A 26619-nucleotide genomic window follows, 5' to 3' on the forward strand; every position below is an offset into this window, starting at 1 on the left:
GTCCCACTACCCGCCAGGGGACGGTTCGGTGCGCGGAGCGGCCCCCAAGTGCGCGCCGACCCGCTTCACGAGCAGGGTCATCTCGTAGGCGACCTGACCCACGTCGGAGTCCGCGTCGGACAGGACGGCGAGACAGCTGCCGTCTCCGGCGGCGGTGACGAAGAGGAACGCCTCGTCGAGCTCCACGACGGTCTGGCGGACGCCGCCCGCGTCGAAGTGCCGGCCCACGCCCTTGGCCAGGCTGTGGAAACCGGAGGCCACCGCTGCGAGGTGCTCGCTGTCCTCCCGGGTCAGGCCCTGCGACACACCGGTCGGCAGGCCGTCACCGGACAGGACGAGCGCCTTCCGGATGCTGGCGACCCGCTGGACGAGTTCGTCGAGCAGCCAGTTGAGGTCGGAGTTCTCCCCGGTCGCGATGTGGCCGTTGGCCTGTGGTGCGGTCATCGACCGTCCCCCTCAGATGTGGTTCCGTGTGCTGTGCCGCCCCGGGCGTTGTCGCCCGCGGCGTTCTCCTCGCGGCCGCGGGCCCACCCTCGTTGGAGCGAGGCCATGCGGCTGCGTACTTCGTCGGCGTCCCGCTCTTCGGGCGCCGGTCGGGCGCGATCGCTGCGCAGGTCCGGGCCTTGTCTGAGCTGGGGCGCGAGATTGGCCTGGCGGACCCGGCGCGGGAGGCCGCCGGTCGGGGGTTCCGCCGTGGGACCGTCCGGGCCGGGGCGCCGTCGGTCCGTGGGGGTGCGGTCCCGTCGGGGCAGGGTGGCTCCGCCACGTGCGGTGGCGTCGCCGCCCGTGGGCTGGATGCTTCGTACGGCGTCACCGCCGGGCGCGGGGGTGCTCGTGGTGGCCTCCGGGAAGCGGCGTCTGCGCGGGAGGTCCGGCGGGGTGCCGGGGCCGGTGCGCGAGGTGGTGCGCTCCGCGCCGGGTTCGGGGGTGCGGGCTCCGGCTTCGACGACCGGACGGCCGTGGGAGCTGACGAGCTTGGGGGCGCGACGGCGCTGGAGGTCCGGTTCGGCTTCGCGGTACTCGTCCGGCGCGCGGTGCCGTCCGGGCGGGGGCGCGTCGTCGTCCGGGGTGCCGAGGCGGCCGGTGAAGACCTCGATGTCGTCGGCGGAGCCGATGGGCGCCGCCACTTCGGCGGGGCCGTCCAGGACGGAGGCGGGCAGTCCGGGGAGCGTTCCGGTGCCCTGGGCCGGGGTCGCGGCACGGCCGCCCGCCCTGGCCTCGGCGAGGACGCGTCCGGCGCGGACCCCGACGCCGTCGGTGTCGCCGTCCGGAGCCACGTCGGTGAGCAGGGTGTCGGGCAGGAAGACGACGGCGGTCGTGCCGCCGTACGGCGAAGGCTGGAGCGCGACGCGGACGTTCTGGCGCTGGGCGAGTCGGCTGATGACGAACAGGCCCAGGCGGTCCGTGTCGGACAGTTCGAACTCGGGGGTCTCGGCGAGCCGGAGGTTGGCGTCGAGCAGGGCCTCGGAGGTCATGCCCAGTCCCCGGTCGTGGATCTCCAGGGTGAAGCCGTTGGCCACGTACTCGCCGTGCACCTGGACCGTGGTGTGCGGCGGGGAGAACACCGTGGCGTTCTCCAGGAGTTCGGCGACGAGGTGGCTGACGTCGGCGACGGCGGGGCCGATGACGGCGATCCTGGGCAGTCGGCGGACGGCGATGCGCTCGTAGTCCTCGACTTCGGCGACGGAGGCGCGGACGACGTCCATCAGCTGCACGGGCTTGCGCCACTGGCGGGAGGGGGCGGCGCCGGAGAGGATCACCAGGCCCTCCGCGTGGCGGCGCATGCGCGTGGTGAGGTGGTCGATGCGGAAGAGGTCGGCGAGTTCGTCGGTGTCCTCGGTGCGACGCTCCATGGCGTCCAGCAGCGTGAGCTGTTTGTGGAGCAGGACCTGGCTGCGGCGGGCGAGGTTGACGAAGACCTCGGAGACGCCGTGGCGCAGTTCGGCCTGTTTCACCGCGGCTTCGACGGCGGCCCGCTGGAGGATGTTCAGGGCGAGTCCGACCTGGCCGATCTCGTCCTTGCCGTATTCGAGGCGCGGGGCTTCGGTGTTGACGTCGATCTTCTCGCCCGAGGCGAGCCGCCGCATGACGCCCGGGAGCCGGACGCCGGACGCCTCGGTGGCCTCCAGCCGCAGCTGGCGCAGGTCACGGATGAGTCCGCGGCCGATGCGCACGGAGAGGAACACCGAGAACAGCACGGCGATCAGGCCGAGGACGCCCGCGATGACGGCCCGGGCGATGACCCCGACGGCGATGGGGTGGACCCGGTCCTGGTAGCGGTCGTTGGCGGCGGCGTTGCGGTCGGCGAGGTTGTCGAGGACACCTTCGGTGGCGTCGTTCCATTCGCCCGCGGAGACCATGGTGGGCACGCCGGGAGCGGCGGCGCCGACGGACTGCTCGGCGACCCTGAGCGCTGCGGTCTCGTCGTCGTGCCAGTAGTTCTCGTAGCGCTCGCGCTCGGAGGACGGGAGCAGGGTCAGGTTCACCTCGTACAGCAGTTCCCGCTGGGCGACGAGGTCGGAGATGGTGCGGATCTCGTGGCGGGTGAGGCTGCGGGCGACGAGCGCGGAGCCGAGGAGCGCGTCCTCCCGGGAGAGGAGTTCGCGGGCGCGGGCGATGCCGACGAGGGCGCGGCCCTGCTTGTCCATCTCCGGGTCGTCCAGACCGTGCACGGTCATGACGAGCGCGTAGCTGGGGTCGATCAGCAGGTTGTAGAGGTCGAGGGCGGTGGTCCGGCTGACCGTGCCCTCCTCCACGGCGTGCCGCACCGAGTCGATGCCGTCGAGGGCTTCGAGGAGGGAGGTGAGGCGGTCGCGGGACTCGGCGTCGAGGTCGTCGGCGACGCCGGAGGCGCGGGTGTTCTTCCGGACCTTCGCGACGAGCTCGTCCGTGCGTTCCCGGACCCGGTGCAGATCGGTCAGGGCGTCGCTGGAGCGGGGGTCCGCGAGGTAGACCATGGACTGGCGGCGCTCCTCCTGGATCGCCTGGACCATGTCCTCGATCGGATAGCCGATCTTGTCGACCACCTCGGCGACCGTCAGGAGTTGGGCCGCCTCACGACTGGTGATGACGGTGGAGAAGCTCCACAGAGCGGTGAGCGAGACCAGCGGCACCAGCAGCAATGCCACGATCTTCCGGCGGATCGATCTCCCGCGAAAGCGCATGGCCTCCCCCTACTTCGAACCCCCGTGCCGGGGGTAAACAGGCGCGTCAAGAAACGGCGTGAGCCTACTACTGACGTAGCCACTTCTCGAAGACGTGTCCGGATAATTGTTCCCGCCGGAGCCCACGAGACATCATCAGTTGTCCACCTATGATGGGAGATTGCCGCCCAGACCGGCGCATGTGTCTCCGAGCCCGATCCCTCAGCTCAGCGAGATCAGTTGGCTGGAAACGTGCGGTATGCGGGAATCTTCACGTGCACTCGTGCGTCTTCCTTACGGAGGCGGGGCACGGGGTGACGCCTTCGAAGTGGCCGGCGCGAAGGGGAGCCGGCGTTCATGAGCGGGGTACGAGCGGGGCCGCCGGATCACCGTGTGGTCACAACGGCCCCGTGCCGCCGCCGGGCGGCATAAAACAGAGCAACACGGGCACGACATGGTTGTCGACGGCTGCGGCACCGGCGGACGGACCCGTGGACGGTGGGGAGTGACGAGGTCATGAAGACGGCAGAGCGGCGGACACCGATCGGGCGGAAGACCCCGGTGGAGCGTCCGGACGCGGGCGGCGGAGTCGGGGCGACCGCCCGGGTCCACCGCGTGGACGACTCGGCGGGGGTCGCACCGCCCCGCCCCAAGCCCTTGTGGGTCGAGGAGCCCGCGCACCGGTACCGGATGGCCGATCCGGTGCGCACGGCGGCCGTGCGGGCCGTGCTGATCGTGTCGGTCACCCTGATCCAGGCCATGGTGGCGTTCTTCTGCACGCTCGCCGAGTCGTGGCTGGCCTTCCCGATGGTGCTGAGCAGCATCCTCAGCACGGTGGTCGCCACCTGGAGCGTGCTCGACGTCTGGGTGACGCGCCAGGTGTGGAAGCAGCGCCACGGCGTGGTCTCCACGCCCAGCAGCACGGCGCGGGCCCTGCGGCGCGAGCGGCGCCGGGCGCTGAAGCAGGAGCGGCGGGCCGAGCGGGCCCGTACCCGCCAGGAGCGGCGCGGGGGCCGGCCGGAGCAGCTGTCCCACTCCTAGCCCCGGTGAGGCCCTGGTGCCCGCGCCGCCCTGCGCGGCGCGGGCACCGGGCGTCAGGCCGTGGGGGCCGGGCGCTTGTACATCCGGGTCGCGGTGATCTCCCCGTGCACGCCCTCGTCCGAGGCCTCGGCCCGGGGCAGTCCGGGACGCAGGTGCTCCTCGACGCTGATGTACTTCAACCCGGCCCGCAGGTCGGCGTCGTTGCGCAACCTGATGACCAACGGGAACTCCGCGAGGGCCGTGGTGTCGAAGAGTCCCGTGGTGTACAGGAGCTGGACCCCGAGCGCGTCCGACACCGCGCGCTGGAGCTCCAGCAGGTACGTGGCGTTGGCCCGGCCGATCGGGTTGTCGAGGAACAGGGTGCCGGCATGGCGGTGCTTGTCGTGGCCCCGGTCGTTGGAGCGCAGCGCGGCCATCGTGCAGTAGAGGGCGATCGCCGCGGTCAACAACTGGCCGCCGGAGAACACGTCGCCCATCTGTCCGACCGGTACCCGCTCCGCGCGCAGGACGGCGTCCGGCTTGAGGATCTCCACCGAGATCCCCCGGGGCTCCAGGGCGGCTCCCACCCCGCGCAGCAGCAGGGACATCCCGTCGCGCCGGAGGTCCGCGTTCTTGCGGACGGCGGCCCGGGTCGCCTCGTCGATCACCTCGCCCAGCCGTTCGACCAGGGTGGCCTGGTCGGGCTCCTCGAAGCGGATGCGGAGGAACTCCTGCCCCGACCACTCGCCGAGCCCTTCGGGCAGCCGGGACAGGCGCTGCGCCGAGCGCAGGGTCGCCAGGGCCGACTCGACGAGCCCGCGCAGTCGGTCCACGATCGAGTCGCGGTTGCGCTCCAGTTGGGCGAGTTCGTCGGTGAGCACCCGCAACCGGGGCGCGAACGCGTCGGCCCACTTCTGGGCGTGCTCGGGCAGCGCGGAGGCGGGCAGTTCGCGGATCTGCTGGCGGGCCGGGGTGCGGACCTGCTCGTACCGGGTGGAGTTGGCGTGCCGGACGAGGACGTCGCTGGCCTCGCGCACGGCGCCGTCGGCCGCCGAGAGGTCGGTGGCACAGCCGCGCAGCGCACGGCGGGTCTCGGCGGCGGCGGCGCGGGCCTGATCCAGGCTGCCCGGGTAGGGCTCGGCCTCCTCGGCGGCGGACTCGTCGTCGTGGTGGTCGCGCAGCAGGTCCCGCAGGAGTGCCGCGGTCTCGTCGAAGCCCCCGGCGGCGTCCTGGGCCGCGCGGTGGGCCTGGAGCAGTTCCCCGTGCGCGTCGCGGGCCCCGTGCAGTGCCTCCGTACGGGCCGCGAGGTCGGCGGTCGCGGCCCGCAGCAGGATCTGGGCGTGGTCGACGCTGGTGGGGGTCTTGTCGTCGGGCAGCTCGGTGTGGACCTCGGCGTCCTCGGGTGCGAGGCGTTCCGCGTCGCCGCGCAGCCGCCCGAGTCGCTCGCTGGCCGCGGAGACCCGGTTCTCCAGGAGCTGCACCAGTTCCTCGGCGCGGGCGGCGGCGGCCTGCCGGGAGGGGCCGTCGGCGCCGTCCGGGGACTGGAGGAGTTGTTCGGCCCGGGCGCGGACCTTGTTGGTGAGGCGGTCGAGTTCGGTGAGGGCGGTGCTCTCGTCGCTCTCGGCCCGGGCCTGTTCGGCCCGCAGGTCGGCGCCGACGCCGACCTTCTCGTACACCTGGGAAGCGGCGCGGTACGCCTCCCGGAGCGCGGGCAGCGACGCCTTCGGTGCGGCCGGGGCGGCGTCGTCCTGCTCCTGGTGGTCCTCGGGGGCGCCGGCGATGTCGGTGCGTTCGGCACGCAGGGCGCGGGCCGTGCGGCGGGCGTCGTCGGCGGCCCGCTGGGCGGCGCGGCGGTCCTCGTCGGCGGCGCGGGCGCGGTCGAGGCAGTGCTGGGCCCGGGCCTCCGACTCGACGGCCTCGTCGGAGAGCTCGCGCACCTTCACCTGCCAGGCCGCGCGTTCCCGCAGCCGGAACGCCAGGCCGGCGAGGGCGTCGGCCGCACGGCGGGCGCGCTGGGCGGTCTCCTGGCGTTCCTCGCGGACCCGGGCGGCCTCGGCGGCGGACTCCTCGGCCTCCGCGCGCTCGGTGCGGGCCTCGGCCAGTTCGGCTTCGGCCTCCTCGGCGAAGGCCCCGGCCTGCTCGGCGGCGACGGCAAGTTCGGTGAGGCGGCCGGCGGGGCAGCCGGTACGCCAGGAGGCCAGGCGGGAGGCGAGTTCGCGATCCTTGCCCAGGCGCGCGGCGAGGGTCCTGATCTCCTCGTCCCGCCGGGTGGCGCGCGTGCGTAGGGCCCGGCGCTCCTCGTCGGCGGCGTGCTCGTCGTGCATGGCCGGGTTCGGGGGGACCAGGAACACCGCGGTGTCGGCGGAGTCCTCGGCGATGCCGGCCGGCGGGGTGGGGGCGAGCAGGGCCGCGGCGGTGCCCACGGCGACCGTGGAGCGCGGCAGCAGGGCGGCGCCGGCGAGCGCCTCGCGGGCGCGGGCGTGGGTGTCGGGGTCGGTGATGACGACCCCGTCGACGAGTTCCGGGCGGGCGGCGAGCACCCGCGCGTGGTCGGCGGGGTCGACGGCCTGGGCGAGGTAGCGCCAGCCGGGGAGGGCGGGGATGCCCTGTTCGCCGAGGAACTCGACGGTGGCGAGGACGTCGGGGCCGGGCGGCAGCAGTCCGCCGTCACCGAGGGCGCCGAGGATGCGGGAGTCGTCGGCGGCGGCGGTCCGCAGGTCGAAGAGGTGCCGCTCGGCCGCGGTCACGCCCTCGTCCAGGAGGCCGCGCAGGTCGTCGGCGACGTGGTCGAGTTGCTCGACCGTGAGCGGGCCCGCCGTGCCCGGGGTGGTGTCCGGGTCCGGGTACGGGTCCGGGGCTGCGGCGGCGCTCACGGGACGGCGGGCGGCCTCGCTGTCGGCCGGTGCCGAGGGCGACCGGCGCGGCTGCGGCACGCCCGGGGCGTCCCCGGGGCGGGGCGGGGCGCCGGGCAGGCCGAGGAGTTCGGTGAGGCGTTCCTCGGCGGCGAGTGCTTCGACGGTCAGCCGCTCGGCCTCGTGGTCGCGGCGGGCGGCCTGCGCGGCGTCGGCGGCGCGGGCGGCGGTGAGTTCGGCGCGGGACTCCACGGCGGCGGCCTCGCGGGCGCGTTCGGCGGCCCGGCGGGCGGACTCCCGTGCGGTGTCCCAGGCGGCGACGGCGGACTTCTCCGCGTCGCTGGCGGCGAGTGCGGCCCGCGCCGGGTCGGCGTCCGGGGCGGTGTCGTCCAGCCAGCCGGCGCGCACCGCTTCGGCGGTCTCCTGTTCCACCTCGGCGAGGCGCTGGCGCAGGTGGCCCACCTCGCTGCGGGCGCGCTGGGCTTCGGTGGCGGCGACCGTGGCGTCCCGGTGGGCGACCTCGCCCGCTTCCTGGAGGGCGGTGGAGCGCTCCTCGCCCTCGTTGGCCAGGGCCTCGGCCTCCTCGGCGGCGGTGTGCAGCACCCGGACGAGGTCGGCGGCGGCCCGGGCCCGGGCCGCCAGCGCGGGGGCGGCGTCCCGTTCGGCCTCCAGGATCGCGGCGGCGACCCTGGCGGAACGGTCGGCGGCGGCGCGGTGCCGCAGCACGGCTTCCGCGCCCTGCCAGGCGGCGTGCAGGGTGCGGGCGTCGGCGACCTCGCGCTTCTGCGCCGCCGTGGCCTTCTCCGCCCGGACCAGCGCCAGGGAGGCGTGCCGGAAGGCGAGTTCGGCGGCGATCAGATCGGTGCGGGCGCGCCCCTGTTCGGCTTCGCCGACGGTCTGCTCGGCGGCGGTGACCCGCTGGGCGAGGTCGGCGGTGCGCATTCGTTCGGCGGCGCCGCGCGCCGAGAGGCCGCGGAGCAGGGTGCGGGTGCGTCGTTCGGCGGCGCCGTGGATGTCGCGGGCCCGGGCGCGGGTCTCCGCGGCGTCCACGATCTTGCCGAGGAGGTCGACGGAGCCCGCGGTGAAGTCGCGTTCGGCGATGAGCTCGGAGCGGCGGCCGAGTTTGTTGCCGAAGCCGCTGACGAGGTCGGCGAGTCCGTCGGTGTCCCGGGTGTCGGTGACCGCGCGCAGCAGCAGGTCGGTGAAGTCGGAGTCCTTCTTGACGGCGAACAGTCCGGCCGCTTCGCCCTCGTCGGCGTTCATCTCGCGCTGGTAGCGGAAGAGTTCGGGGTCGAGGCCCAGTTCGCCGAGGTGTTCCGTCCAGCGTTCGTGGGTCTCCTCCCAGTGCACGTCGAGGTGCGGGTACGCCTTGCCCGCCTCGGTGAGGGCGTCGCGGAACCCCTTCATGGTGCGGCGGCGGCCCCGGGCTCCGGAGGCCCCTTCGACGGGCGGGCGGACGGCGGTCGACTCGGCGACGGGCAGGTTGTCCAGGCTGAGGCCGGGGCCGGGGCGCAGGGAGTACCACGCCTCGGCGAACTTGCGGGGGTCGTTGGAGACCTGCCGGCCGCGCCATTCGCTGACCTTGCCGACGACCACGCACTCGCCGGTCAGGGTGTGCTGCCACTCCAGGGCGACGTGCCCGCAGTCGTCGGCGAGCAGGAACTTGCGCAGCACTCCGGAGCTGGCTCCGCCGAGGGTGTTGCGGTGGCCCGGGAGCATCACCGAGAAGATGAGTTTGAGGAGGACGGACTTGCCGCCGCCGTTCTCCAGGAACAGCACGCCCGCGGGCGCGGGGCGGCGCGGCGGCCCGACCGGCTCCTCCTCGAAGAACTCCGCCTGGGTGGGGGCGGGGTCGGGCACGGGGGCGCCGACTCCGCGCAGGTCGAGCACGGTGTCGGCGTAGCGCGCACCGGCCGGCCCGATCGAGTAGAGGCGGACCCGGGACAGCTCGTACATGGCGGCGGACTCTCGTCGAGAACGTGGACGTGGGGGGCGATCGTGGCGGACCTGCCGCGGGGACGACGGGCTGCCGTCAGGTCAGGTCAGGTCAGGTCAGGTCAGGTCAGGTCAGGTCAGGTCAGGTCAGGTCAGGTCAGGTCAGGTCAGGTCAGGTCAGGTCAGGAGTGGAACGGAAGGCCGGCGTCGGCGACGAGTTCCAGGTCGTCGGCCTGGTCGGCGGGCAGCAGGGTGGCGGTGCCGTCGGTGACGGGGACCACGCCCAGGTCGAGCAGTTCGGCCATCGCGGCGCCGCCCGCCAGGTCGCGGACCTGGAGCTGGTAGCGGGCGGTGGTGCGGAAGGTGCCGCCGGCGTCGTCCCCGGTGCGCTGGAGGAAGCCCGAGTCGGTGAGGAAGGCGACCGCCTTGGCGACGATCCCGGTGGTGGATCCGGCGAGTCTGCGGGCGTCCTTGGTGGCGCCGGTGGAGCTGCGGCGCGCCCAGGTCCGCCAGGCGGCCTCCAGGCCGGGCTCACCGGACGCGGGGTCGGTGTTCTCGCCCTGCTCCGCCGCGCGCTCCTCCAGCCGTCGGCACGCCTGCCGGACGAAGGCGTCGACGCCGTTGACGGTGACCCTGCCGATGTATCCGTCGTCGACGAGGTCCTCGGGGCGGGGGAAGGCCAGCGCGGCGACGGCGAGGTGGGCGAGGCCGTGCAGGAAGCGGTCGGTGGAGTCGGCGGCGGTGCGGCGGGCGTAGTCGCTCATCCGGACCGCGAAGACGGAGTCCTCGGCGGCGGTGACGGCCATGCCCGCACGCGGGGACACCTCCAGGACGACCAGGCCGAGGCCGGTGGCGACGGCGTCCGCAAGTCGGGCGAACGCGGGGTCCTCGCGGTAGCGGCGCAGCAGTTCGGCGTACTCCTGGTCGCGGGCGGGCTGGAGTTTGGGCTGGAGTCCGAAGGCGACGAGCCGGGCGGCGTCGGCGGTGTCCGCGGGGGTGACGGGGGCGGGGGCCGCAGCTTGCTGCCGGTCCTCCGGCTCGCTCCACGCGGCGGTGTCTGCGTGGTGGTCGCTCACGGCTGGTACTCCTCGATCGGGTGGTTCGTGGTGCCGGTGGGGCGGGTGGAACGGAAAAAGGCCCGGGGCGTGCGGGGCCGACGGGGGGTGCGGTCGCGGTCCGGTGCCCGGGGCGCGGGGGCGGGTCTCACACGGCCTCCTTCCGGTCGGCGGCCATCCCCAGGGCGTCCAGCAGGGCGGTGCCGACGATGAGGTCGGCGCCGCCGAACTCGGGGTCCGCCAGCTCGGTGCCGTCGTCGACGGCGAAGAGCAGTTTCTCCTCGCCCTGGCGGTAGGCGGTGCCCACCGCCGGGCTCGCCGCGTGCACGGCGAGCAGGGCGAGCAGGTAGGGCAGGTCGTGGTCACCGCCGCGGCGGGCCTCGGCGAGCAGTCCGGACAGCCGCCGGGGGGCGTCGGGCGGCAGGTCGAGCAGCCGCATCGCCTGGGCGAGCTGTTCGTCGCTGAAGCGGCTGTCGTCGGGGGTGGCGATCAGATCGGGCTCGGGCATCTCCGCGCCGAGGTGCTCCCGCTCCAGGGGCGGGGTGAGCAGGATGTCGACCAGGTCGGCGACACGCACCGACACGGGGGTGCGCAGGCCGGTGCCGTGGGCGAAGAACGCGTCGGTGACCCGGGTGGCGTGGGCGACGGGGAGCGGCAGGGTGGGGGCGACGAGTTGGCCGTACAGGTCGAGGCCCGCGCTCGCGGTGGGCGGGGCGAACGCCTGACGGTCCTGTTCGGCGCGGAACAGGGGGCCCGCTTCGAGCAGCCGGGACTGGAGCTGGGTGTGACGGCGGATGCAGTCCTTGACGATGTCGACGAGTTCCGCGGCGCGGCGCTTCTGCTCGGGGTCCTCGGACTCGTCGCGGGCCTTGCGGATGTTGGTGAGGATCGCGTTCTCGTGGCGGTAGCGGTCGGCGACGTGGTCGAGCGCTTCGTCGATCATGTCGGGGACGCCGTGGAGCCAGTCGACGGCGCGCACGTTGCGCCGGGTGGCGTCGAGGGCGCGGCGCAGCGTCTCGGAGTACTGGACCGTACGGTAGCGGGCCTGTTCGGCGGCGAGTTGCGCATCGGCGAGGCGGCCCCGGCGGATCAGGACGTCCAGTTTGACCTCGGCGGCGATCTGCGCGCTGGTGACATCGGTGTCGAGGGCGCCGACGAGGACGTTGACGGCTTCGTCGGTGGTCCGGAGGTAGACCCCGCCGCCGTAGCCGGAGACCTCCTCGATGAGTTTGAAGTCGTAGTCGCGCCGTACGTAGGTGCCGTCCGTCGCGAAGGTGCCGTACACGGCGCGGAAGCCGCGGTCGACGCTGCCGACGTTGATCAGGTTCTCCAGGACCCAGCGGGCGACCCGCTCGTGTTCCCCGGCGGGGCGCCTGGGCGCCTGTGCGGCGATGCGGGGCACGAGCCGGGCCACTATCTGGTCGTGGTCGGCGCCCGTGTCGAAGTCCATGTTCAGCGTGACGAGGTCGATGGCCGACAGCGCGACCTCGGCCATGCCGTAGACCGAGTACTCCCCGGCGAGGTTCGCCTTGCGGGCGTCGAGGTCGTGGAGCGGGGCGGTGCACGCGAGCGCGCGCAGACGCCGCGCCAGGCCCTCGTCGGCGGCCGGGCCCGGGGCGGGGCGCGGCCCCGCGCTGAGCTGGGGCGGAACGGGTTCCGTCGAGACAGGCGAAGTCACGGGGCACAGCCTAGGTCCTCGATCTGACATCGGCCGAAACGACGCAGATGCCCCCGGGCGCGGCGGTCCGGTGTCCCGGGGCCCGGCGTCCCGGCATCCCGGCGTCCTGGGGGCAGGGGGGTGCTCCGGGGCTCCGGCACGTCACCCGAGGTCGGGCTCGGCGGCCGTCCGTTGCCCGTACGCCTCGACCAGCCGGCGGCGGGAGTCGTCCAGGTAGGTGGCGAGGAGGTGTTCCGCGGTGGCGCTCTCGCCGCTCTCCAGGGCCTTCAGGATGCGCTCGTTGCGGGCGAGGTAGGGCTCGTGGAGCCCTCGGGGGTCGTCCACCAGGTGGAAGGCGAGGCGCAGTTCGGCGAGGACGCTGCGCATGAGTTCGTCGGTGCGTTCGCTGCCGGCGAGGGCGACGAGTTCGCGGTGGAAGCGGATGTTGGCGGTGGAGACGCCCTTCCAGTCCCGGGCGTGGGCGGCGGCGCGGCCCTCGGCGACGGCGGCGGCGATCTGCTCCACGGCGTGGGGCGGGGTGCCCAGGCCCCGGACGACCGCGCATTCGACGAGTCGACGCGTGCGGTAGATGTCTTCTACGTCCTGGATGCTCAGCATGCGCACGAAGACGCCGCGGTTGAGCCGGTGTTCCAGGAGGCGCTCGTGGGTGAGCAGCCGGAAGGACTCCCGCAGGGTGTTCCGAGAGATGCCGAGCGCCCCGCCGATGGCGTCCTCGGAGAGCCGGGTGCCGGGCGGGAAGTACCCGTCGGCGATGCGACCGCGCAGGACGTCCGCGACCCGTTCGGCGGTGCTGGTCCGGCCGAGGAGCACCCGGTCACCGGCCAGGCCGGTCAGTTCTGCCATGCCGGGGATTCAATCGCAGCCCCCGGAACGGGACAACCGCGGGACGACGGTCCCCGACGAGAACGGGTCCACACGGGTATTGAGCGATCGTTGAACGATCCTCTACCTTGCTGAAGAGACGGCCCTTCGGCCCCCGGTACCGCCCACGACGCGACGCCTGGCCCCCGCCGGCCCTGCCCGGCCCGAGCGCGGCCGCGTCATCGCGTCATCGCGTGACCGCGTGACCGGCGCCGACGGACTCCGAGGGACGGGAAGGGAGGGGCACGTGGTCACCATCGACCTCAACGCCGACCTGGGCGAGGGCTTCGGCCGCTGGACGCTCACCGACGACGAACGGCTGCTGTCCGTCGTCACCAGTGCCAATGTGGCCTGCGGGTTCCACGCCGGGGACGCACTGACCATGCGGCGGGTGTGCGCACGGGCGGCGGAGCTCGGCGTACGGATCGGGGCGCAGGTCTCGTACCGGGACCTGGCGGGCTTCGGACGGCGCGCCATGGACGTCCCGCCGCAGGAGTTGGCGGCCGAAGTGGCGTACCAGATAGGGGCGCTGGAGGTGTTCGCCCGGGCGGCGGGGGCGGCGGTGGCGTACGTGAAGCCCCACGGCGCGCTCTACAACCGGGTGGTCCACGACGGGGAACAGGCCGCCGCCGTGGTGGAGGGCGTGCTCCTCGCGGGCCGCGCCCTGCCCGTGCTGGGGCTGCCCGGCTCGCGGTTCCTGGCAGCCGCCGGGGCGGCCGGACTACCGGTCGTCACGGAGGCGTTCGGCGACCGCGCCTACACCGAGGGGGGCACGCTCGTGCCGCGCGGCACGGACGGCGCGGTGGTCACCGACCCGGACGACGTCGTGTCGCGTTCGGTGGGCATCGCCCGTACCGGCTCGGTCCGCGCCCACGGCGAACGGGAGATCTCCGTGGCGGCGCGCTCGCTGTGCCTGCACGGGGACACCCCGGGAGCGGTGGAGCTCGCCCGTCGGGTGCGGGCGGGGTTGGAGCGGGCCGGAGTGCGGGTGGAGGCGTTCGCATGAGGCCGCTGGAGGTCGGGGAACGCGCCCTGCTGGTGGAGGTGGACAGCGGCGCGGAGGCACAGGCGCTGCACGCCGAACTGGTGCGGCGCCGGGACGCCGGGACGCTGCGGGTGCGCGAGATCGTGCCCGCGGCGCGCACGGTCCTCCTCGACGGCCTGGACGACCCCCGGGGGCTCGCGGCGCAGCTCCCGACCTGGGCGGCCCCGCCGCCCCGGGCGAACACGACGGACACCGTCGAGATCCCGGTGCGCTACGACGGGCCGGACCTGGCCGAGGTCGCCGCGCGGTGGGGGGTGTCCGTCGACGAGGTGCCGGCGATCCACTCCGGTACCGCGTTCCGGGTCGACTTCTGCGGTTTCGCGCCCGGCTTCGGCTATCTGACGGGTCTGCCGGACCGCTACGACGTGCCGCGCCGGGCCACTCCGCGCACGACGGTGCCCGCGGGTTCGGTGGCGCTGGCCGGACCGTACACGGGGGTGTACCCGCGTGCGTCGCCCGGCGGCTGGCAGCTCATCGGGACGACCGGGGTGACGCTGTGGGACCCCTGTCGGGTGCCCGCCGCGCTGCTCTCCCCCGGTGTCCGCGTCCGGTTCGTCACGGGGGAGGTCCGGTGAGCGGTTCGACGGCCCCGGCGGAGGGGTCCTGGTGACCGACCGCGCCGTGGTCGTCGTACGGCCGGGCGCGCTGACCACCGTGCAGGACCGGGGACGCCCCGGGTACGCCCACCTCGGGGTGGGGCGCTCGGGTGCCCTCGACCCGCCGTCCGCCGCGCTCGGCAACCGGCTCGTCGGCAATCCGGAGGACTCCGCCGTGCTGGAGACCACCGTCACCGGCTGTGCGGTGCGGCCCCGGCAGGGCGTCCTGGCGGCGGTGACCGGGGCACCCTGCCGGGTCACCGTGGACGGGCGCCCGGCCGGGTCCGGCAGTGCCCTGTGGGTGCCGGCCGGGGCGGTCCTGGACCTCGGCACGGCCACCGCCGGGGTGCGCAGTTACCTGGCGCTCGGCGGTGGCGTGGCCGTGGACCCGGTGTTGGGGAGCCGCTCGACGGACCTCCTGTCCGGGCTCGGGCCACCGCCGCTCGGCGCCGGGGACGTGCTCCCGCTGGAACCGGGGCGCCCGCCCGTCGCCCGGGTGGACACCGCGCCGCAGCCGGGTCCGCCCGGTGCGCGCCGGGAACTCGTGCTGGGGGTGCGGTTCGGGCCGCGCGCCGACTGGTTCACCGCCACGGCGCTGCACGTGCTCACCACGCGCGCGTACCGGGTGTCCCCGGCGAGCAACCGGGTGGGGCTGCGCACCGAGGGGCCGGCGCTGCAACGCGCCGTCGGGGGCGAGCTGCCCAGTGAGGGCCTGGTGCTGGGCGCCGTTCAGGTGCCGCCGGACGGACGTCCGGTGGTGTTCCTCGCGGACCATCCGACGACGGGTGGCTATCCGGTGGTCGCCGTCGTCCGGGAGGCCGATCTGCCGGCCGTCGCACAGGCGGCGCCGGGCACGCCCGTGCGCTTCGTGGTGGCGCCGGCGGAGCGCCGCCGCGGTCACGGCTGACCGAGCACGTCCGGCACCTCGCGCCGGCGGTGCGGTCGGCCCGGGAACGGGGCGCGGGCGCCCCGTTCCCGGCGGGGTTCAGACGGCCGGGGCGTCGGGGCCGATGCGGCTGCGGACGGCCGTTTGGACCTCGTCCTCCTCCGCGGGGTCCGCGGCGAGCCTGCGCAGCCGCTCCACCACCCGCGCGTCGCCGGTCTCCGCGTGCCGCGCGGCGATCTCCCGGGTGCTCTCCTCGCAGTCCCACAGGCATTCCACGGCGAACCCGGCCGGGAACGACCCGTCGGTCGCGGCGAGGGCGCGGGCCGCGCGCCCCCGCAGATGGGAGGAGGCGGTCTCGCGGTAGACGTGGCGCAGCACCGGGGCCGCGCAGACGATGGCGAGTCGACCCGCGCCGTCCACGAGGGTCCACAGGGTCGCGGCGTCCGGGCCTTCGGAGCGCACCGCCTCCCGGAGCGCGCCGAGCACCAGGGTCGCGTCGCGGGCGCCGCCCCGGCAGGCGAGCACGCGTCCGGCGGCGGCTCCGAGGGCGTCGGGCCGTTGCACCCAGGCCCGGGCGCGGTCCACGGCGGCGACGCTGCGCATGCGTTCGAACGACTCGACGGCGGCCTCCACGACGGTCGCCGAGGGGGAGGCGACGGCCGCTTCGATCAGGTCGAGGGCGAGGGGGTCGTGGGCGTCGGCGAGGTAGCGCAGGGCGGCCGAGCGGGCGCCGTCGGTGCCGCTCAGCGCGGCTTGCGTGATCTCGGGGCGGTCCTGCGGCCCGGCGACGGCCGTGAGGCAGCGGGCGGCGGGCGCGTGCAGGGGCGTGCCGCGTTCGGCGCCCTGGTCGGCCCAGTCGAGGACCGCGCGCACGCTCCAGCCCGGGCGCGGCCCGGTGGAGTCGAGTTGGCGCTGCCAGCGGTCGAAGGAGCCCTGTTCGCCGGCGGCCCGGACCCGGCCGGCCACCGCCTCGCGGGGGTCGTCGGCCCACAGGCGCCAGGGTCGTGGCTCGTAGGCGTCGCGGACTGCGGCGGCGAGCGCGGCCTCGCCCTCGGTATCGCGGGCGAACCGGGCCAGGACGGGCACGGCGAGGGCGCGCAGCCCGGCGTCGTCGTCGCGCAGCGCCAGTTCGTCGAGGGCCCAGGCCCAGTTGGTGCCGTGCGTGGCGTACCGCCGCAGCAGGTCCAGGGCGTCCCGGCGCCCGTAGGAGGCCAGGTGGCCGAGGACGGCGAGCGCGAGCCCGGTACGGGAGTCACGGGTGTCGAGGACGTCCTCCGGGTGGAAGAGGTGCGCCTCGACGGCGTCCAGTTCGCCGTGCAGGTCGAGGTAGAGCCGCGCGTAGTACAGGGAGCGGTTCTCGATCTGCCAGTCGTGGCGGGGGTCGTGGAGAACGCACTGGTTCAGTGCCGCGAGCGCGTCGGCCCGCGGAGCGGTGAGCGCGTGGAGCGTGCCGTCGCCACGGCCTCTCTGGAGGAGACCTAGCAACGTGCCACTGGGCGCTATACCCGAATCGAACATGGGAAACAGCCTCACATCAAGCGTCGACGCGACCGGGGATTCGCATTTACCAGGTCACGCGACAACACGTCGGGGCGCCCGTCGTCTCTTGCTTGCTGTAGACCATCTTCCTCTGCCTCTCGTCGGTGGCCCGTGCCGGGCCGTTCAGGGCCCGCGCGGTGCGGCAACACCTGCCCATCCGTCGCGTCCATGAATCACGTGGTCATGATGACCCAGGCGTTCACAATGCCGCGACCGATTTCCCGGACCGGCGTTCCGCCTGGTCAGGGGCGGGTGCTCTAGCCGGCGCCGAAGAGTTCCAGGAGCTGGGTCTTGCCGAACATCCGGGCGGTGTCCGTGGCGGACGGGCTGCCGGCTCCGGGGTCCGCGCCGCCCTCGAACAGGACCCGGGCGACCTCGTCCTCGCCCTTGAAGACGGCTCCCGCGAGGGGGGTCTGTCCGCGGTCGTTGGGCCGGTTCGGGTCGGCGCCGCGCTCCAGGAGGGCCCGCACCACGTCGGCGTGCCCGTGGTAGGCGGCCAGCATGACGAGGGTGTGGCCGTGGTCGTTGGTGAGGTTCACCGGGACGCCGGCGTCGACGTAGGCCGCGAGCCGGTCGGCGTCCCCCGTGCGGGCCAGCTCGTAGAGCTTCGTCGCGAGTTCCACGACGTCGGCGTCGGGGGTGGCCCCGGGCTCGGGGGCTTCGCTCATCGGACGGTGCCTCTCTCTCGGTCGGTGCAGGTCCCGAGGGTGCCGGTGGGCCCTCGGACGGTGTCGAAGAGACCAAAGACACAGAGGTCTCCCCGGACGGGTGAATCGACAGGGTACTGCCCGTGCGGGTGCCTGAGCGGCGGCGCCCGCGGGTGACGCCGGCTCCCCGTTCGGCGGCCCCGGCAGCTGGGGGCGCGTGCCCGTTCGGGTCACGGGGCGTGCCGGTCCGGGGCTCCGCCGGCCCGCACCGGGGCGCCGGGCCCGTAGACCGCGGGCGGGGGAACCCCTGCCGGACGGGTGAACAGACGTACGCCACTCAGGCGAAACATCGAGCAATTCACCCCATTGCACCTTTTATCGTACGGATACCTGCTGTGAGCCTGGAACAGCTCATGGTGACTGTCCCCACCGACCAGGAGAAACCCCATGATCCTCTCCATCTCAGGCGTCGTGCTGCTCGGAATCATCGTGTTCCTGTTCTTCCGCAAGGACGGCCTCAAGGGCTCGCACGCCGTGGTCTGCGCCCTGTTCGGCTTCTATCTGGCGAGCACGGCAATCGCCCCCAGCATCAAGGCGGGCGGGGCGAGCCTCGCCAGCCTCCTCGGCGGGATCAAGTTCTGACGTTCCGCCGCACCTGCCCACCCCTTTCGTGCCCACCCCCCGCACGCACCCCAGGAGATCGACGTGGTCCGGCGCCCCCTCCCCCGTCTGCTGCGCGACGGCAGCGCACCGATCGCCCGGAGCCGGGAGCTGGCCAGGTCGGCGGCCGACAGCGCCACCGACGTCCTCCATCCGCTGATCACGATCGCGCGCGGACTGCGCCGGCTGTCCGCGGCCGGGCGGCGCAAGTGGGCCGCCACGCCCAAGGACGGGCGCGGCGGTCTGCTGTTCGTCGCCGCCTCCCTGGTCCTGGTGGTGGCACTGGTCCCGTACGGACCGGCGGTCGCCGTGGTCACCCTGATGGCGGCGGCGGCCTGGTCCGGTCGGGACCGGGCCCCCGCGACCCCCGCCGGTCCCGACGAGTCCCAAGTCCACCGCCTCACCTCGCTGTACGAGGCGCTGGTCCCGTACTTCTCCGTCCCCGAGGACCCCAACCCGCTGTACGCCCACGGCGGTGACTGGGAGCAGGCGTTCGGCGCCTTCGAGTTCGACGACGGCCGCCTCTCGCGCCTCCTGGTTCGCTACCCGGCGTACTTCACGGACGGCGAGCCGGCGGCGCGCGCCCGTATCGAGCAGGTGCTGCACGCCAAGTCGGGGCGCGGGCGCGAGTACCGCTTCGACTGGGACGAGGAGGGCAACGAGTTGACGGTCACCGCACTGTCCCCGCTGCCCACCGACATCGTCGCGCAGCGGTTCGTCACGGCGCCCGGCGAACTCGTGCTCGGCCTCACCGACCCCACCGGCGTGCCACGCACCCTCCCGGTCGTCCACGGCGACGACATCCGCGACGAACCGCCCGTCGTCTGGCGCACCGGCCACCGGTCCACCGAACCGCATCTGCTCGCCGTCGGACGTCCGGGCAGCGGCACGACCAGCCTGTTGCGCTCCCTCGCCCTCCAGGCGCTCCCCCACGGCGACGTCCTGGTGGTGGACGGCGCCGGGACGGGCGAGTTCGCGTGCCTGATCGGCCGTACCGGCGTCCTCGCCGTCGAGACCGGGCTCTCCGGGGCGCTCGCGGGGCTGGGGTGGGCGGCGCACGAGACGGAACGGCGGTTGACGGACGCCCAGGAGGCCCGTCGGGCGGGCAGCCCACCGCCCGAGGACGTCCGGCGCCCGCTGTACCTCCTGGTGGACCGGCCGTCGGTACTCGGACACCTGGCCGCGGCGGACGGCACCCGTGATCCACAGGCCCTGCTCCAGACCGCGCTGCGGCACGGCCGGGCCGCGAGCGTGACGGTGGTGGTCGCGGAACAGTACGACGCGCTCGACTCGCTCGCCGAGGCGGTCCTACGGCACACCCGGGCGCGGGTCACCCTGGGGCCGGTGGTCGAGGGCACCGAAGGGGTCCTGGGCGCGGCACCGCACACCACGCCCGTCAAGGAGGTGCCGCCGGGCCGGGGGTACGCCCGCCTCGGCGACGGACCCGTGCTGCGGTTGCAGGTCCCCGCGACGCCCGATCCGTACGACGAGGCGACCAGCGAGGCGCACCGGCAGGCCGTGCTGGCGCTGCTGCCGGAGCGAGCCGCGGCGACCCCTCCCCCGGCCGAGGCCCCGTCATCCGCCGAGGCTCCTTCGCCGGCCGAGGCTTCTCCACCCGTCGAGGCTTCTCCACCGGCCGAGGCTTCCGCACCGGTCGAGGTCCTGCCGCCCGCCGGGGAGGGTGACGTGTCGGACGCACCCACCCGGGACGTGCGCTCGCGCCGGGCGGCCGCGGCGTTGGAGGGCTGACCCGCCCCGGCCGGGCCGCCCCGGTCAGGCCACCCGGGCGGCCCGGGTCAGGCCACGAACGTGCGCGTGGGCTCGGCCCCGTTCGCTCCCGCCGCACCGCTGCGGACCAGTCGCGCCGCCGCCGCGAGCCGGGCCGCCGCCTCGTCGGCGACCGCGCCGCCGACCGTGAACGGCAGCCGGACGTACCCCTCGAACGCCCCGTCCACCCCGAAACGGGGGCCGGACGGAACCCGGATGCCGACCCGTTCCCCCACCTCCGCCAACCGGGAGCCGGAGAGCCCGCCGGTGCGCACCCACAGCGTCAGACCGCCGTCCGGCACCTCGAACTCCCAGTCGGGCAGCTCCCGTCGCACCGCCGCCACCAGGGCGTCCCGGTTCTCGCGGGCCTGGGCGCGGCGCAGCGCGACGGCCTCCTCCCAGCCGCCGCCGCGCAGCAGCCAGTTGACGGCGAGCTGTTCGAGGACGGGGGTGCCGAGGTCGGCGAAGGCGCGGGCCGCGACGAGGCTGCGGATCAGGTCGGGGGCGGCCCGGACCCAGCCGATCCGCATGCCCGCCCAGAACGCCTTGCTGGCGGAGCCGACCGTGATCACCGTGGAGCCCGCGGGGTCGAACCCGCAGACGGGGCGGGGCATCGTCAGGTCCGGTTCCAGAGCCACTTCGCTCATCGTCTCGTCCACGATGAGCACCGTTCCCGCGGCGCGGGCGGCCTCCACCAGGGCGCGCCGCTGGTCCTCGCCGATGAGGGCCCCGGTCGGGTTGTGGAAGTCGGCGACGACGTAGGCGAGCCGGGGCGCCGCGTCCCGGAGCACCTGGCGCCAGCGGTCCAGGTCCCAACCGCCGAGGCGTTCGGCCATCGCGACCGGGACGAGCCGGGCGCCGGCCTCCCGCATGAGCTGGAGGATGTTGGCGTAGCTGGGCGACTCCACGGCGATCCGCTCGCCGCGCCCGGCGAAGAGGTGACAGATCGCGTCGGTGGCTCCCATCGCCCCGGTGGTGACCATGATCTGCTCCGGCATGGTGGGGATGCCGCGTGCGGTGTAGCGGGCGGCGATCATCTCCCGTAGCGCGGGCAGCCCGGCCGGGTAGTCGCCGTGGGTGTGGGCGTACGGCGGCAGTTCCTCCAGGGCGCCGTGCACCGCCCGGGTGAGCCAGGGCTCGGGGGCCGGCAGCGCGGCACAACCCAAGTCGATCATGGACCCCAGGGCCTCCGGGGGCAGCGGTTCGAGGCCGCGCGCGGGGAAGGGGTTCCCGGCCGGCACCGAGGTCCAGCTCCCGGCGCCCCGACGGGACTCCAGGAAGCCCTCGTTGCGCAGCTCCTCGTACGCGGCGGCCACCGTGGTGCGGCTCACCGACAACGCGAGGGCGAGTTCGCGCTCGGCGGGGAGCCGGGCGCCCACCGGGACCCTGCCCTCCAGCACCAGCAGGCGGACTCCGTCGGCGAGCGCCCGGTACGCGGGCGGTCGACGGCTCCCGGGGCCGGCCGGCCTGGCCTGCTGCGAGGTGAGCAGACGGGCGAGCTGAGCCGAACCCACCGTTGAGGTCCACTGAGCCATGCTCTTCAGTCCACCTTCCTCGAATTGGCCATGGAACGAAGCAACGTCCCCGCCACAGAGTGACACGAGCCAGGCCACTACCACCACTCAGGGGCGCCGCGTGTCTGTGTCGACTTCACCTCCCTCTCCCCCGTCCACAACGACCGGCGCCGAGCGGAACGTCCCCGCGCCCGAGGCGGCTCCCCCCGACCCGCTCCCCCGCCGGCTGCTCCGCCTGTACGGCGGGCTGGCGCTGTACGGGGTGAGCTGCGCCCTGCTCGTGGAGGCCGGACTGGGCCTCGAACCGTGGGGCGTGCTGCACCAGGGGCTCGCGGGGCTGACGGGCCTGACCATCGGTGCGGTCACGATCATCGTGGGCGCGCTGGTGCTGCTGCTGTGGATACCGCTGCGCCAGCGCCCGGGGCTCGGCACCGTCTCGAACGTCGTCGTGATCGGCCTCGTGATGGACGCGACCCTGTTCTTGGTGCCGGACGCCCGGGCCCTGGCCGTCCGCATCCCGCTGATGGTCGCGGCGGTGGCGCTGAACGGCGTGGCCACCGGGCTGTACATCGCCGCGCGCTTCGGCCCCGGCCCGCGCGACGGCCTGATGACGGGGTTGCATCGGCGGACCGGGCGGTCGATCCGGCTGGTCCGCACCTGCCTGGAGGTCGCCGTCGTCACCACCGGGTTCCTGCTGGGCGGCACGGTCGGCGCGGGCACGGTCGTGTACGCACTGGCGATCGGTCCGCTGGCCCAGTTCTTCCTGCGGCTCTTCACCGCCCGGGCCGCGTCCCGGGTTCCCGTCGCCGGAGGAGGCCGGGCGATACTGCGCAAGTGACCCCACAGCCCCACCACCCCTATCTGGACCACCCCGCTCCGCTCGCGTTCGCCCACCGCGGAGGCGCCGCGGACGGCCTGGAGAACACCGTGACCGCCTTCCGGCGGGCCGTGGAGCTGGGTTACCGCTATCTGGAGACCGACGTCCACGCCACCGCCGACGGCAAGCTCGTCGCCTTCCACGACGCGACCCTGGACCGGGTCACCGACGGCTCCGGGTCGATCACCGCACTGCCCTGGTCCGCCGTGGGCCGGGCACGGGTGGGCGGCACCGAGCCGGTCCCCCTCTTCGAGGAGCTGTTGGCCCGGTTCCCCGAGGCGCGCTGGAACGTCGACGCCAAGTCCGAGTCCGCCGTGCTCCCGCTGCTGGACCTGATCCGGCGCACCGGGGCCTGGGACCGGGTCTGCGTGAGCTCGTTCGCGGAGGCCCGGGTGGCGAGGGCGCGACGCCTGGGCGGCCCCCGGCTCGCCACCTCGCTGGGCGCACGGGGCGTCCTGGGGCTGCGGCTGCGCTCGTACGGGCTGCCGGCTCCGGTGCGCGGTTCGGCGGTGTGCGTCCAGGTCCCCGAGGTGCAGACGGGGGTGCGGGTGGTGGACCACCGCTTCGTCCGGGCCGCGCACGCCCGCGGGCTCCCGGTGCACGTGTGGACGGTGAACGACCCCGCACGCATGCACGCGCTCCTGGACCTGGGCGTGGATGGCATCATGACCGATCACATCGACACCCTGCGGTCGGTCCTCACGGACCGGGGCGCGTGGGTCTGAGCGCACCCCCGCACGGGCCTCCCGCGCCGGGGAGCACGACGGGGAAGCGAGGGGGCCGGTGGGGGCCAGGGCCGTGCGGACGGATCCCGATGACGACGCCGGGCAGCGGCGGCGCGAACAGCACGGGTGGTACCTCTACGACTGGGCCTGCTCGGTGTACTCGACGACGGTCCTCACGGTCTTCCTCGGCCCGTACCTGACCGAGATCGCCAAGGCGGCGGCCGACGCCGACGGCTATGTGCACCCGCTCGGCGTCCCGGTGCGGGCGGGCTCCTTCTTCGCGTACTCGGTGTCCCTGTCGGTGATCGTCGCGATCCTGATCATGCCGATCGCGGGGGCCGTCGCCGACCGCACCGGTCGCCGCAAGCCGCTGCTGGCCGCCGCGGCCTACACCGGAGCGTCGGCCACGGCCGGCATGTTCCTGTTGGGCGGCGACCGGTATCTGCTCGGCGGCCTCCTGCTCGTCGTCGCCAATGCGTCCCTCGCGGTGTCGATGGTCCTGTACAACTCGTTCCTGCCGCTGATCGCCCGTCCCGAGGAGCGGGACGCGGTGTCCTCGCGCGGCTGGGCCTTCGGTTACACCTCGGGCGCGCTGGTGCTCGTCGCCAACCTCGTCCTGTTCCTGCGGCACGACGACTTCGGGGTTTCGGAGAGCACCGCGGTGCGGATCTGCCTGGCGTCGGCGGGCGTGTGGTGGGGCGCCTTCACGGTGATCCCGCTGCGCCGTCTGCGTGACCGCCGCACGGAGAAGGCTGCGGGCGCCGGGGGCGCCGCCGGCGGCTGGCGGCAGTTGGCGGCCACCTTCCGCGAGATGCGCCGGCAGCCGCTGACGCTGGCGTTCCTGCTCGCGTACCTCGTCTACAACGACGGGGTGCAGACCGTGATCTCCCAGGCGTCCTTGTACGGCTCCGAAGAACTGGGGCTCGACCAGTCGACCCTGATCGTGGCGGTCCTGCTGGTCCAGCTCCTCGCGATCGCGGGCGCCCTCGGCATGGGGCGGCTGGCCCGGACCTACGGGGCGCAGCGGACGATCCTGGCCTCACTGGTCGCCTGGACGCTGATCCTCGGGGCGGGGTACTTCCTGCCGGCCGGGGCCCCCGTCTTCTTCTTCCTGCTGGCCGCCGGGATCGGTCTGGTGCTGGGCGGTACGCAGGCCCTGTCGCGCTCGTTGTTCTCCCACCTGGTGCCGCCGGGCAAGGAGGCGGAGTACTTCTCCGCGTACGAGATGAGCGATCGCGGGATGTCCTGGCTCGGCCCGCTGCTCTTCGGCCTGACGTACCAGGTGACCGGAAGCTATCGGGACGCGATCCTGTCCCTGGTGGCCTTCTTCGTGCTCGGGTTCTTCCTGCTCGCACGGGTTCCGGTACGCCGGGCGGTGCGCGACGCGGGCAATCCGGTGCCGGAACGGATTTAGCGCATGGGGGCAAAGGGCGGTAGTGTACGCCTTTGGCCTGCCAGGCGTACCGTTACTGCGCGCTAAACCAGCCGAAACGTTGGGTTACATCTCCTATCAGATGTGACAAACCGGGCGCGGGTGGGTACTGCATTGGTCAACAAGGCTGCGGCTACGACGGCGACGCAGGAGCCCGGAACGGGAATCTTTACCGCCGACCGGACGTTGACCGGATGACGACGACAGCGACACCTGTCCTGTGGGCGACAAGCCCGGGAGGCACGATTCATGAGTGAGCGAGCTCTTCGCGGCACGCGCCTCGTGGTGACCAGCTACGAGACGGACCGCGGCATCGACCTGGCCCCGCGCCAGGCCGTGGAGTACGCATGCGAGAAGGGGCATCGATTCGAGATGCCCTTCTCTGTGGAGGCGGAGATCCCGCCGGAGTGGGAGTGCAAGGTCTGCGGGGCCCAAGCACTCCTCGTGGACGGCGAAGGCCCAGAGGAGAAGAAGGCGAAGCCCGCTCGAACGCATTGGGACATGCTGATGGAGCGCCGCACCCGCGAGGAACTCGAAGAGGTCCTTGAGGAGCGGCTTGCCGTACTCCGCAGCGGCGCGATGAACATCGCCGTTCATCCGCGGGACAGCCGCAAGTCCGCCTGACCCCGTCCGGGGTGCAGGTGGAAAAACAGAACAGCTCGATCGCCTCCGGGCGGGTGCCCCTTCAGGTAGGGCACCCGCCCGCGGCTTTTCCCGTCAGGGCTTTCCCGTCAGGTGGTCCCGTCAGGGGGTGAGGGGCGGGCGCGGGCCGTCCTGCTCGGGAGCGGGTTCCCGGTCCCGGATCACCTCGCCCTGGACGACCTTCCCGTCCGGGCGCCTCATCCGGGCCTGCTGGAAGGCGTCCCCGAGGAAACCGTCACCGCCACCCGCCGCCGCCACCCGGCGCTCCAGGGCGCGTTCCGTCCGCCGCCCGATGAGCCCCCGGACCGGCGGGAGCAACAGCAGCAGTCCGACCGCGTCGGAGATCATCCCGGGGACGATCAGGAACAGCCCCGCGAGCATCACGAGACCACTGCCCTCCCCCGGTCGGGGGCTCTGCGGCAGCACCCCGTCCTGGGCCTGCTGGACGGCCTCGCTGAGATTCTTGAAGGCGCGCCGACCGGCGGCCTTGATCACGACACCGCCCAGCACCGCGCCGGCCACGAGCAGCAGCAGGACGGCGAACCCGCCGGCCGCGTCGGCGACCAGCGTGAGCAGCCAGATCTCCAGCACGAACCAGGCCACGAGGGCCAGCGGGATGATCCTCCGGAGCTTGCCGGGCCGGGAACGGGAGGGGCGTGGCGGGGTCGGTACACCGGTCGTCATGCATCCAGTGTGCCTGGCCGGGCGTGCGCCCGGCATAAAGCGGGTCGGTCAACAATCCTGCGCGGGCCCCGCTCAGGGTCCCGCCCGCCGCGGGTCAGCGGTTCTCGTTGCCCGGGGCCCCGGCACCGCTGCGTTCCGCGGGGGTCGGCTCGGCGCTCTTCGGCGTGGCCGCGGAGCCGTGCGACCTCAGCTTGCCGAGTCGTTCCGTGACGCCCCAGGAGGTCACCCGCCACAGGGCCTCGACCAGGATGTCCCGGCTCATCTTGGAATCGCCGTGCACCCGCTCCACGAAGGTGATGGGCACCTCGACGACGTGGAACCCGGCCTTGACGGCGCGCCGTGCCAGATCGACCTGGAAGCAGTAGCCCTGGGAGGCGACCTCGGTCAGACCGAGCCCTTCGAGGGTCTCCCGGCGGAAGGCGCGGTACCCCCCGGTCACGTCGCGGAGCGGCACGTCCAGGAGCAGCCGCGAGTACGTGCTGCCGCCGCGGGAGATGAACTCGCGGGACTTGGGCCAGTTCACGACCCGGCCGCCCGGGACCCAGCGGGACCCGAGGACGAGGTCGGCCCCCTTGAGCGCGGTGAGCAGTCGGGGCAGTTCCTCGGGCTGGTGGGAGCCGTCGGCGTCCATCTCGATGATGACGCCGTACCCCTCGGCGAGGCCCCACCGGAAGCCGGCGAGGTAGGCGGCGCCCAGCCCCTCCTTGCCCTTGCGGTGCAGCACGTGGACGTGCTCGTCCGCGGCGGCGAGCTCGTCGGCGAGCCGGCCGGTGCCGTCCGGGCTGTTGTCATCGGCGACGAGGACGTGCGCGTCGGGAACCGAGTCCCTGACGCGACCGACGATCGACTTGATGTTCTCGGCCTCGTTGTAGGTCGGGATGATGACCAAGGCCGTACCCAGTGGGCCGAACCGCCGCTCTTCGGCACCGGCCGAGGAGATCGCGTCGCCGTCGTTCACAGGAGCCCCTTCGTGCATGTCGTACGCAGGTGTCCACCATAGTGGGCGCGACCCGTACACCTGTGCCGCAACCGGCACGCAGGGCCGGACTTCGCCCGGGTGT

Annotated in this window: 21 protein-coding genes; 10 read left to right on the forward strand and 11 right to left on the reverse strand. The window is 74.0% G+C overall.

The window, feature by feature from the left end; all coding sequences use genetic code 11:
* Window positions 1-6 precede the first annotated feature (6 nt).
* Complete coding sequence (locus tag ACFV88_RS24915; RefSeq protein ID WP_385494088.1) at window positions 7-444, reverse strand: roadblock/LC7 domain-containing protein; 438 nt, start codon at window positions 442-444, stop codon at window positions 7-9.
* On the reverse strand, window positions 441-3164 hold the full coding sequence (locus tag ACFV88_RS24920; RefSeq protein WP_385494089.1) for a nitrate- and nitrite sensing domain-containing protein: 2724 nt from the start codon (window positions 3162-3164) through the stop codon (window positions 441-443). The genes ACFV88_RS24915 and ACFV88_RS24920 overlap by 4 nt, the downstream gene beginning before the upstream one ends.
* Window positions 3165-3659: 495 nt before the next feature.
* Between ACFV88_RS24920 and ACFV88_RS24925 the strand changes: the two genes are divergently transcribed.
* Window positions 3660-4184 carry a hypothetical protein gene (locus tag ACFV88_RS24925; protein WP_385494090.1) on the forward strand — a complete coding sequence of 175 codons (525 nt, stop codon included), beginning with the start codon at window positions 3660-3662 and terminating at the stop codon, window positions 4182-4184.
* Between the two features lie 53 nt (window positions 4185-4237).
* Here the strand turns inward: ACFV88_RS24925 and ACFV88_RS24930 are convergent, their stop codons facing one another.
* The 4 genes from ACFV88_RS24930 to ACFV88_RS24945 all read right to left on the reverse strand — a co-directional run bounded on the left by ACFV88_RS24930 (window position 4238) and on the right by ACFV88_RS24945 (window position 12526).
* On the reverse strand, window positions 4238-8971 hold the full coding sequence (locus ACFV88_RS24930) for a hypothetical protein (RefSeq protein ID WP_385494091.1): 4734 nt from the start codon (window positions 8969-8971) through the stop codon (window positions 4238-4240).
* A gap of 161 nt (window positions 8972-9132) precedes the next feature.
* Window positions 9133-10026, reverse strand: coding sequence for a hypothetical protein (locus ACFV88_RS24935; RefSeq protein WP_385494093.1), 894 nt, complete (start codon window positions 10024-10026; stop codon window positions 9133-9135).
* 127 nt (window positions 10027-10153) lie between these two features.
* A complete protein-coding gene (locus ACFV88_RS24940) occupies window positions 10154-11683 on the reverse strand; it encodes a hypothetical protein (protein ID WP_385494094.1) in 1530 nt (509 codons plus the stop codon).
* 141 nt (window positions 11684-11824) lie between these two features.
* Window positions 11825-12526 carry a GntR family transcriptional regulator gene (locus ACFV88_RS24945; protein WP_385494095.1) on the reverse strand — a complete coding sequence of 234 codons (702 nt, stop codon included), beginning with the start codon at window positions 12524-12526 and terminating at the stop codon, window positions 11825-11827.
* A gap of 265 nt (window positions 12527-12791) precedes the next feature.
* On the opposite strand from ACFV88_RS24945, the gene ACFV88_RS24950 reads away from it, so the two are divergent.
* From ACFV88_RS24950 to ACFV88_RS24960, 3 genes are read left to right on the forward strand one after another with little or no spacing between them, the layout of a single operon-like run.
* Window positions 12792-13550, forward strand: a complete 759-nt coding sequence (locus tag ACFV88_RS24950) for a LamB/YcsF family protein (protein ID WP_385494096.1) — start codon at window positions 12792-12794, stop codon at window positions 13548-13550.
* Entirely contained in the window at window positions 13547-14164 is a 618-nt protein-coding gene (locus ACFV88_RS24955) for an allophanate hydrolase subunit 1 (RefSeq protein WP_385494097.1), read from the forward strand. The genes ACFV88_RS24950 and ACFV88_RS24955 overlap by 4 nt, the downstream gene beginning before the upstream one ends.
* Window positions 14165-14195: 31 nt before the next feature.
* Window positions 14196-15092: a biotin-dependent carboxyltransferase family protein gene (locus tag ACFV88_RS24960; protein WP_385494098.1), complete on the forward strand. Its 897-nt coding sequence runs from the start codon at window positions 14196-14198 to the stop codon at window positions 15090-15092.
* Window positions 15093-15170: 78 nt separating this feature from the next.
* Here the strand turns inward: ACFV88_RS24960 and ACFV88_RS24965 are convergent, their stop codons facing one another.
* Both ACFV88_RS24965 and ACFV88_RS24970 read right to left on the reverse strand, forming a co-directional pair.
* The gene (locus ACFV88_RS24965) at window positions 15171-16589 is read right to left on the reverse strand and encodes a HEAT repeat domain-containing protein (RefSeq protein ID WP_385494100.1); all 1419 of its coding nucleotides are present in this window, start codon (window positions 16587-16589) and stop codon (window positions 15171-15173) included.
* Window positions 16590-16867: 278 nt separating this feature from the next.
* The gene (locus ACFV88_RS24970) at window positions 16868-17278 is read right to left on the reverse strand and encodes an ankyrin repeat domain-containing protein (RefSeq protein ID WP_385494101.1); all 411 of its coding nucleotides are present in this window, start codon (window positions 17276-17278) and stop codon (window positions 16868-16870) included.
* A 426-nt stretch (window positions 17279-17704) separates the two neighbouring features.
* On the opposite strand from ACFV88_RS24970, the gene ACFV88_RS24975 reads away from it, so the two are divergent.
* Together ACFV88_RS24975 and ACFV88_RS24980 are read left to right on the forward strand one after the other, a co-directional pair.
* Window positions 17705-17899 (forward strand): hypothetical protein, encoded by a 195-nt coding sequence (locus ACFV88_RS24975; protein ID WP_073791794.1) that lies wholly within the window; start codon window positions 17705-17707, stop codon window positions 17897-17899.
* Between the two features lie 63 nt (window positions 17900-17962).
* Window positions 17963-19666, forward strand: a complete 1704-nt coding sequence (locus ACFV88_RS24980) for a hypothetical protein (RefSeq protein ID WP_385494103.1) — start codon at window positions 17963-17965, stop codon at window positions 19664-19666.
* A 47-nt stretch (window positions 19667-19713) separates the two neighbouring features.
* Here ACFV88_RS24980 and ACFV88_RS24985 read toward each other — a convergent pair whose 3' ends face one another.
* A complete protein-coding gene (locus ACFV88_RS24985) occupies window positions 19714-21219 on the reverse strand; it encodes a PLP-dependent aminotransferase family protein (protein WP_385494105.1) in 1506 nt (501 codons plus the stop codon).
* Between the two features lie 205 nt (window positions 21220-21424).
* Between ACFV88_RS24985 and ACFV88_RS24990 the strand changes: the two genes are divergently transcribed.
* From ACFV88_RS24990 to ACFV88_RS25005, 4 genes are all read left to right on the forward strand, one after another.
* Window positions 21425-22036, forward strand: a complete 612-nt coding sequence (locus tag ACFV88_RS24990) for a YitT family protein (RefSeq protein ID WP_385494206.1) — start codon at window positions 21425-21427, stop codon at window positions 22034-22036.
* Window positions 22033-22800 carry a glycerophosphodiester phosphodiesterase gene (locus ACFV88_RS24995; RefSeq protein ID WP_385494106.1) on the forward strand — a complete coding sequence of 256 codons (768 nt, stop codon included), beginning with the start codon at window positions 22033-22035 and terminating at the stop codon, window positions 22798-22800. Before ACFV88_RS24990 ends, ACFV88_RS24995 begins: the two co-directional genes overlap by 4 nt.
* A 58-nt stretch (window positions 22801-22858) precedes the next feature.
* Window positions 22859-24214 carry an MFS transporter gene (locus tag ACFV88_RS25000; RefSeq protein WP_385494107.1) on the forward strand — a complete coding sequence of 452 codons (1356 nt, stop codon included), beginning with the start codon at window positions 22859-22861 and terminating at the stop codon, window positions 24212-24214.
* Window positions 24215-24481: 267 nt separating this feature from the next.
* Entirely contained in the window at window positions 24482-24856 is a 375-nt protein-coding gene (locus ACFV88_RS25005) for an RNA polymerase-binding protein RbpA (RefSeq protein WP_099500427.1), read from the forward strand.
* Window positions 24857-24976: 120 nt separating this feature from the next.
* Here the strand turns inward: ACFV88_RS25005 and fxsA are convergent, their stop codons facing one another.
* Both fxsA and ACFV88_RS25015 read right to left on the reverse strand, forming a co-directional pair.
* The gene (gene fxsA, locus ACFV88_RS25010) at window positions 24977-25558 is read right to left on the reverse strand and encodes an FxsA family membrane protein (protein ID WP_385494109.1); all 582 of its coding nucleotides are present in this window, start codon (window positions 25556-25558) and stop codon (window positions 24977-24979) included.
* A gap of 94 nt (window positions 25559-25652) precedes the next feature.
* On the reverse strand, window positions 25653-26516 hold the full coding sequence (locus ACFV88_RS25015) for a polyprenol monophosphomannose synthase (RefSeq protein WP_385494110.1): 864 nt from the start codon (window positions 26514-26516) through the stop codon (window positions 25653-25655).
* Window positions 26517-26619 lie beyond the last annotated feature (103 nt).

The organism is Streptomyces sp. NPDC059816, from assembly GCF_042732055.1.
Classification (GTDB): Bacteria; Actinomycetota; Actinomycetes; order Streptomycetales; family Streptomycetaceae; genus Streptomyces.

Coding starts and splice junctions, on each gene's coding strand:
- ACFV88_RS24915 (WP_385494088.1), bottom strand. CDS start 444: ATGACCGCACCACAGGCCAACGGCCACATCGCGACCGGGGAGAACTCC.
- ACFV88_RS24920 (WP_385494089.1), bottom strand. CDS start 3,164: ATGCGCTTTCGCGGGAGATCGATCCGCCGGAAGATCGTGGCATTGCTG.
- ACFV88_RS24925 (WP_385494090.1), top strand. CDS start 3,660: ATGAAGACGGCAGAGCGGCGGACACCGATCGGGCGGAAGACCCCGGTG.
- ACFV88_RS24930 (WP_385494091.1), bottom strand. CDS start 8,971: ATGTACGAGCTGTCCCGGGTCCGCCTCTACTCGATCGGGCCGGCCGGT.
- ACFV88_RS24945 (WP_385494095.1), bottom strand. CDS start 12,526: ATGGCAGAACTGACCGGCCTGGCCGGTGACCGGGTGCTCCTCGGCCGG.
- ACFV88_RS24955 (WP_385494097.1), top strand. CDS start 13,547: ATGAGGCCGCTGGAGGTCGGGGAACGCGCCCTGCTGGTGGAGGTGGAC.
- ACFV88_RS24965 (WP_385494100.1), bottom strand. CDS start 16,589: ATGTTCGATTCGGGTATAGCGCCCAGTGGCACGTTGCTAGGTCTCCTC.
- ACFV88_RS24970 (WP_385494101.1), bottom strand. CDS start 17,278: ATGAGCGAAGCCCCCGAGCCCGGGGCCACCCCCGACGCCGACGTCGTG.
- ACFV88_RS24975 (WP_073791794.1), top strand. CDS start 17,705: ATGATCCTCTCCATCTCAGGCGTCGTGCTGCTCGGAATCATCGTGTTC.
- ACFV88_RS24985 (WP_385494105.1), bottom strand. CDS start 21,219: ATGGCTCAGTGGACCTCAACGGTGGGTTCGGCTCAGCTCGCCCGTCTG.
- ACFV88_RS25005 (WP_099500427.1), top strand. CDS start 24,482: ATGAGTGAGCGAGCTCTTCGCGGCACGCGCCTCGTGGTGACCAGCTAC.
- fxsA (WP_385494109.1), bottom strand. CDS start 25,558: ATGACGACCGGTGTACCGACCCCGCCACGCCCCTCCCGTTCCCGGCCC.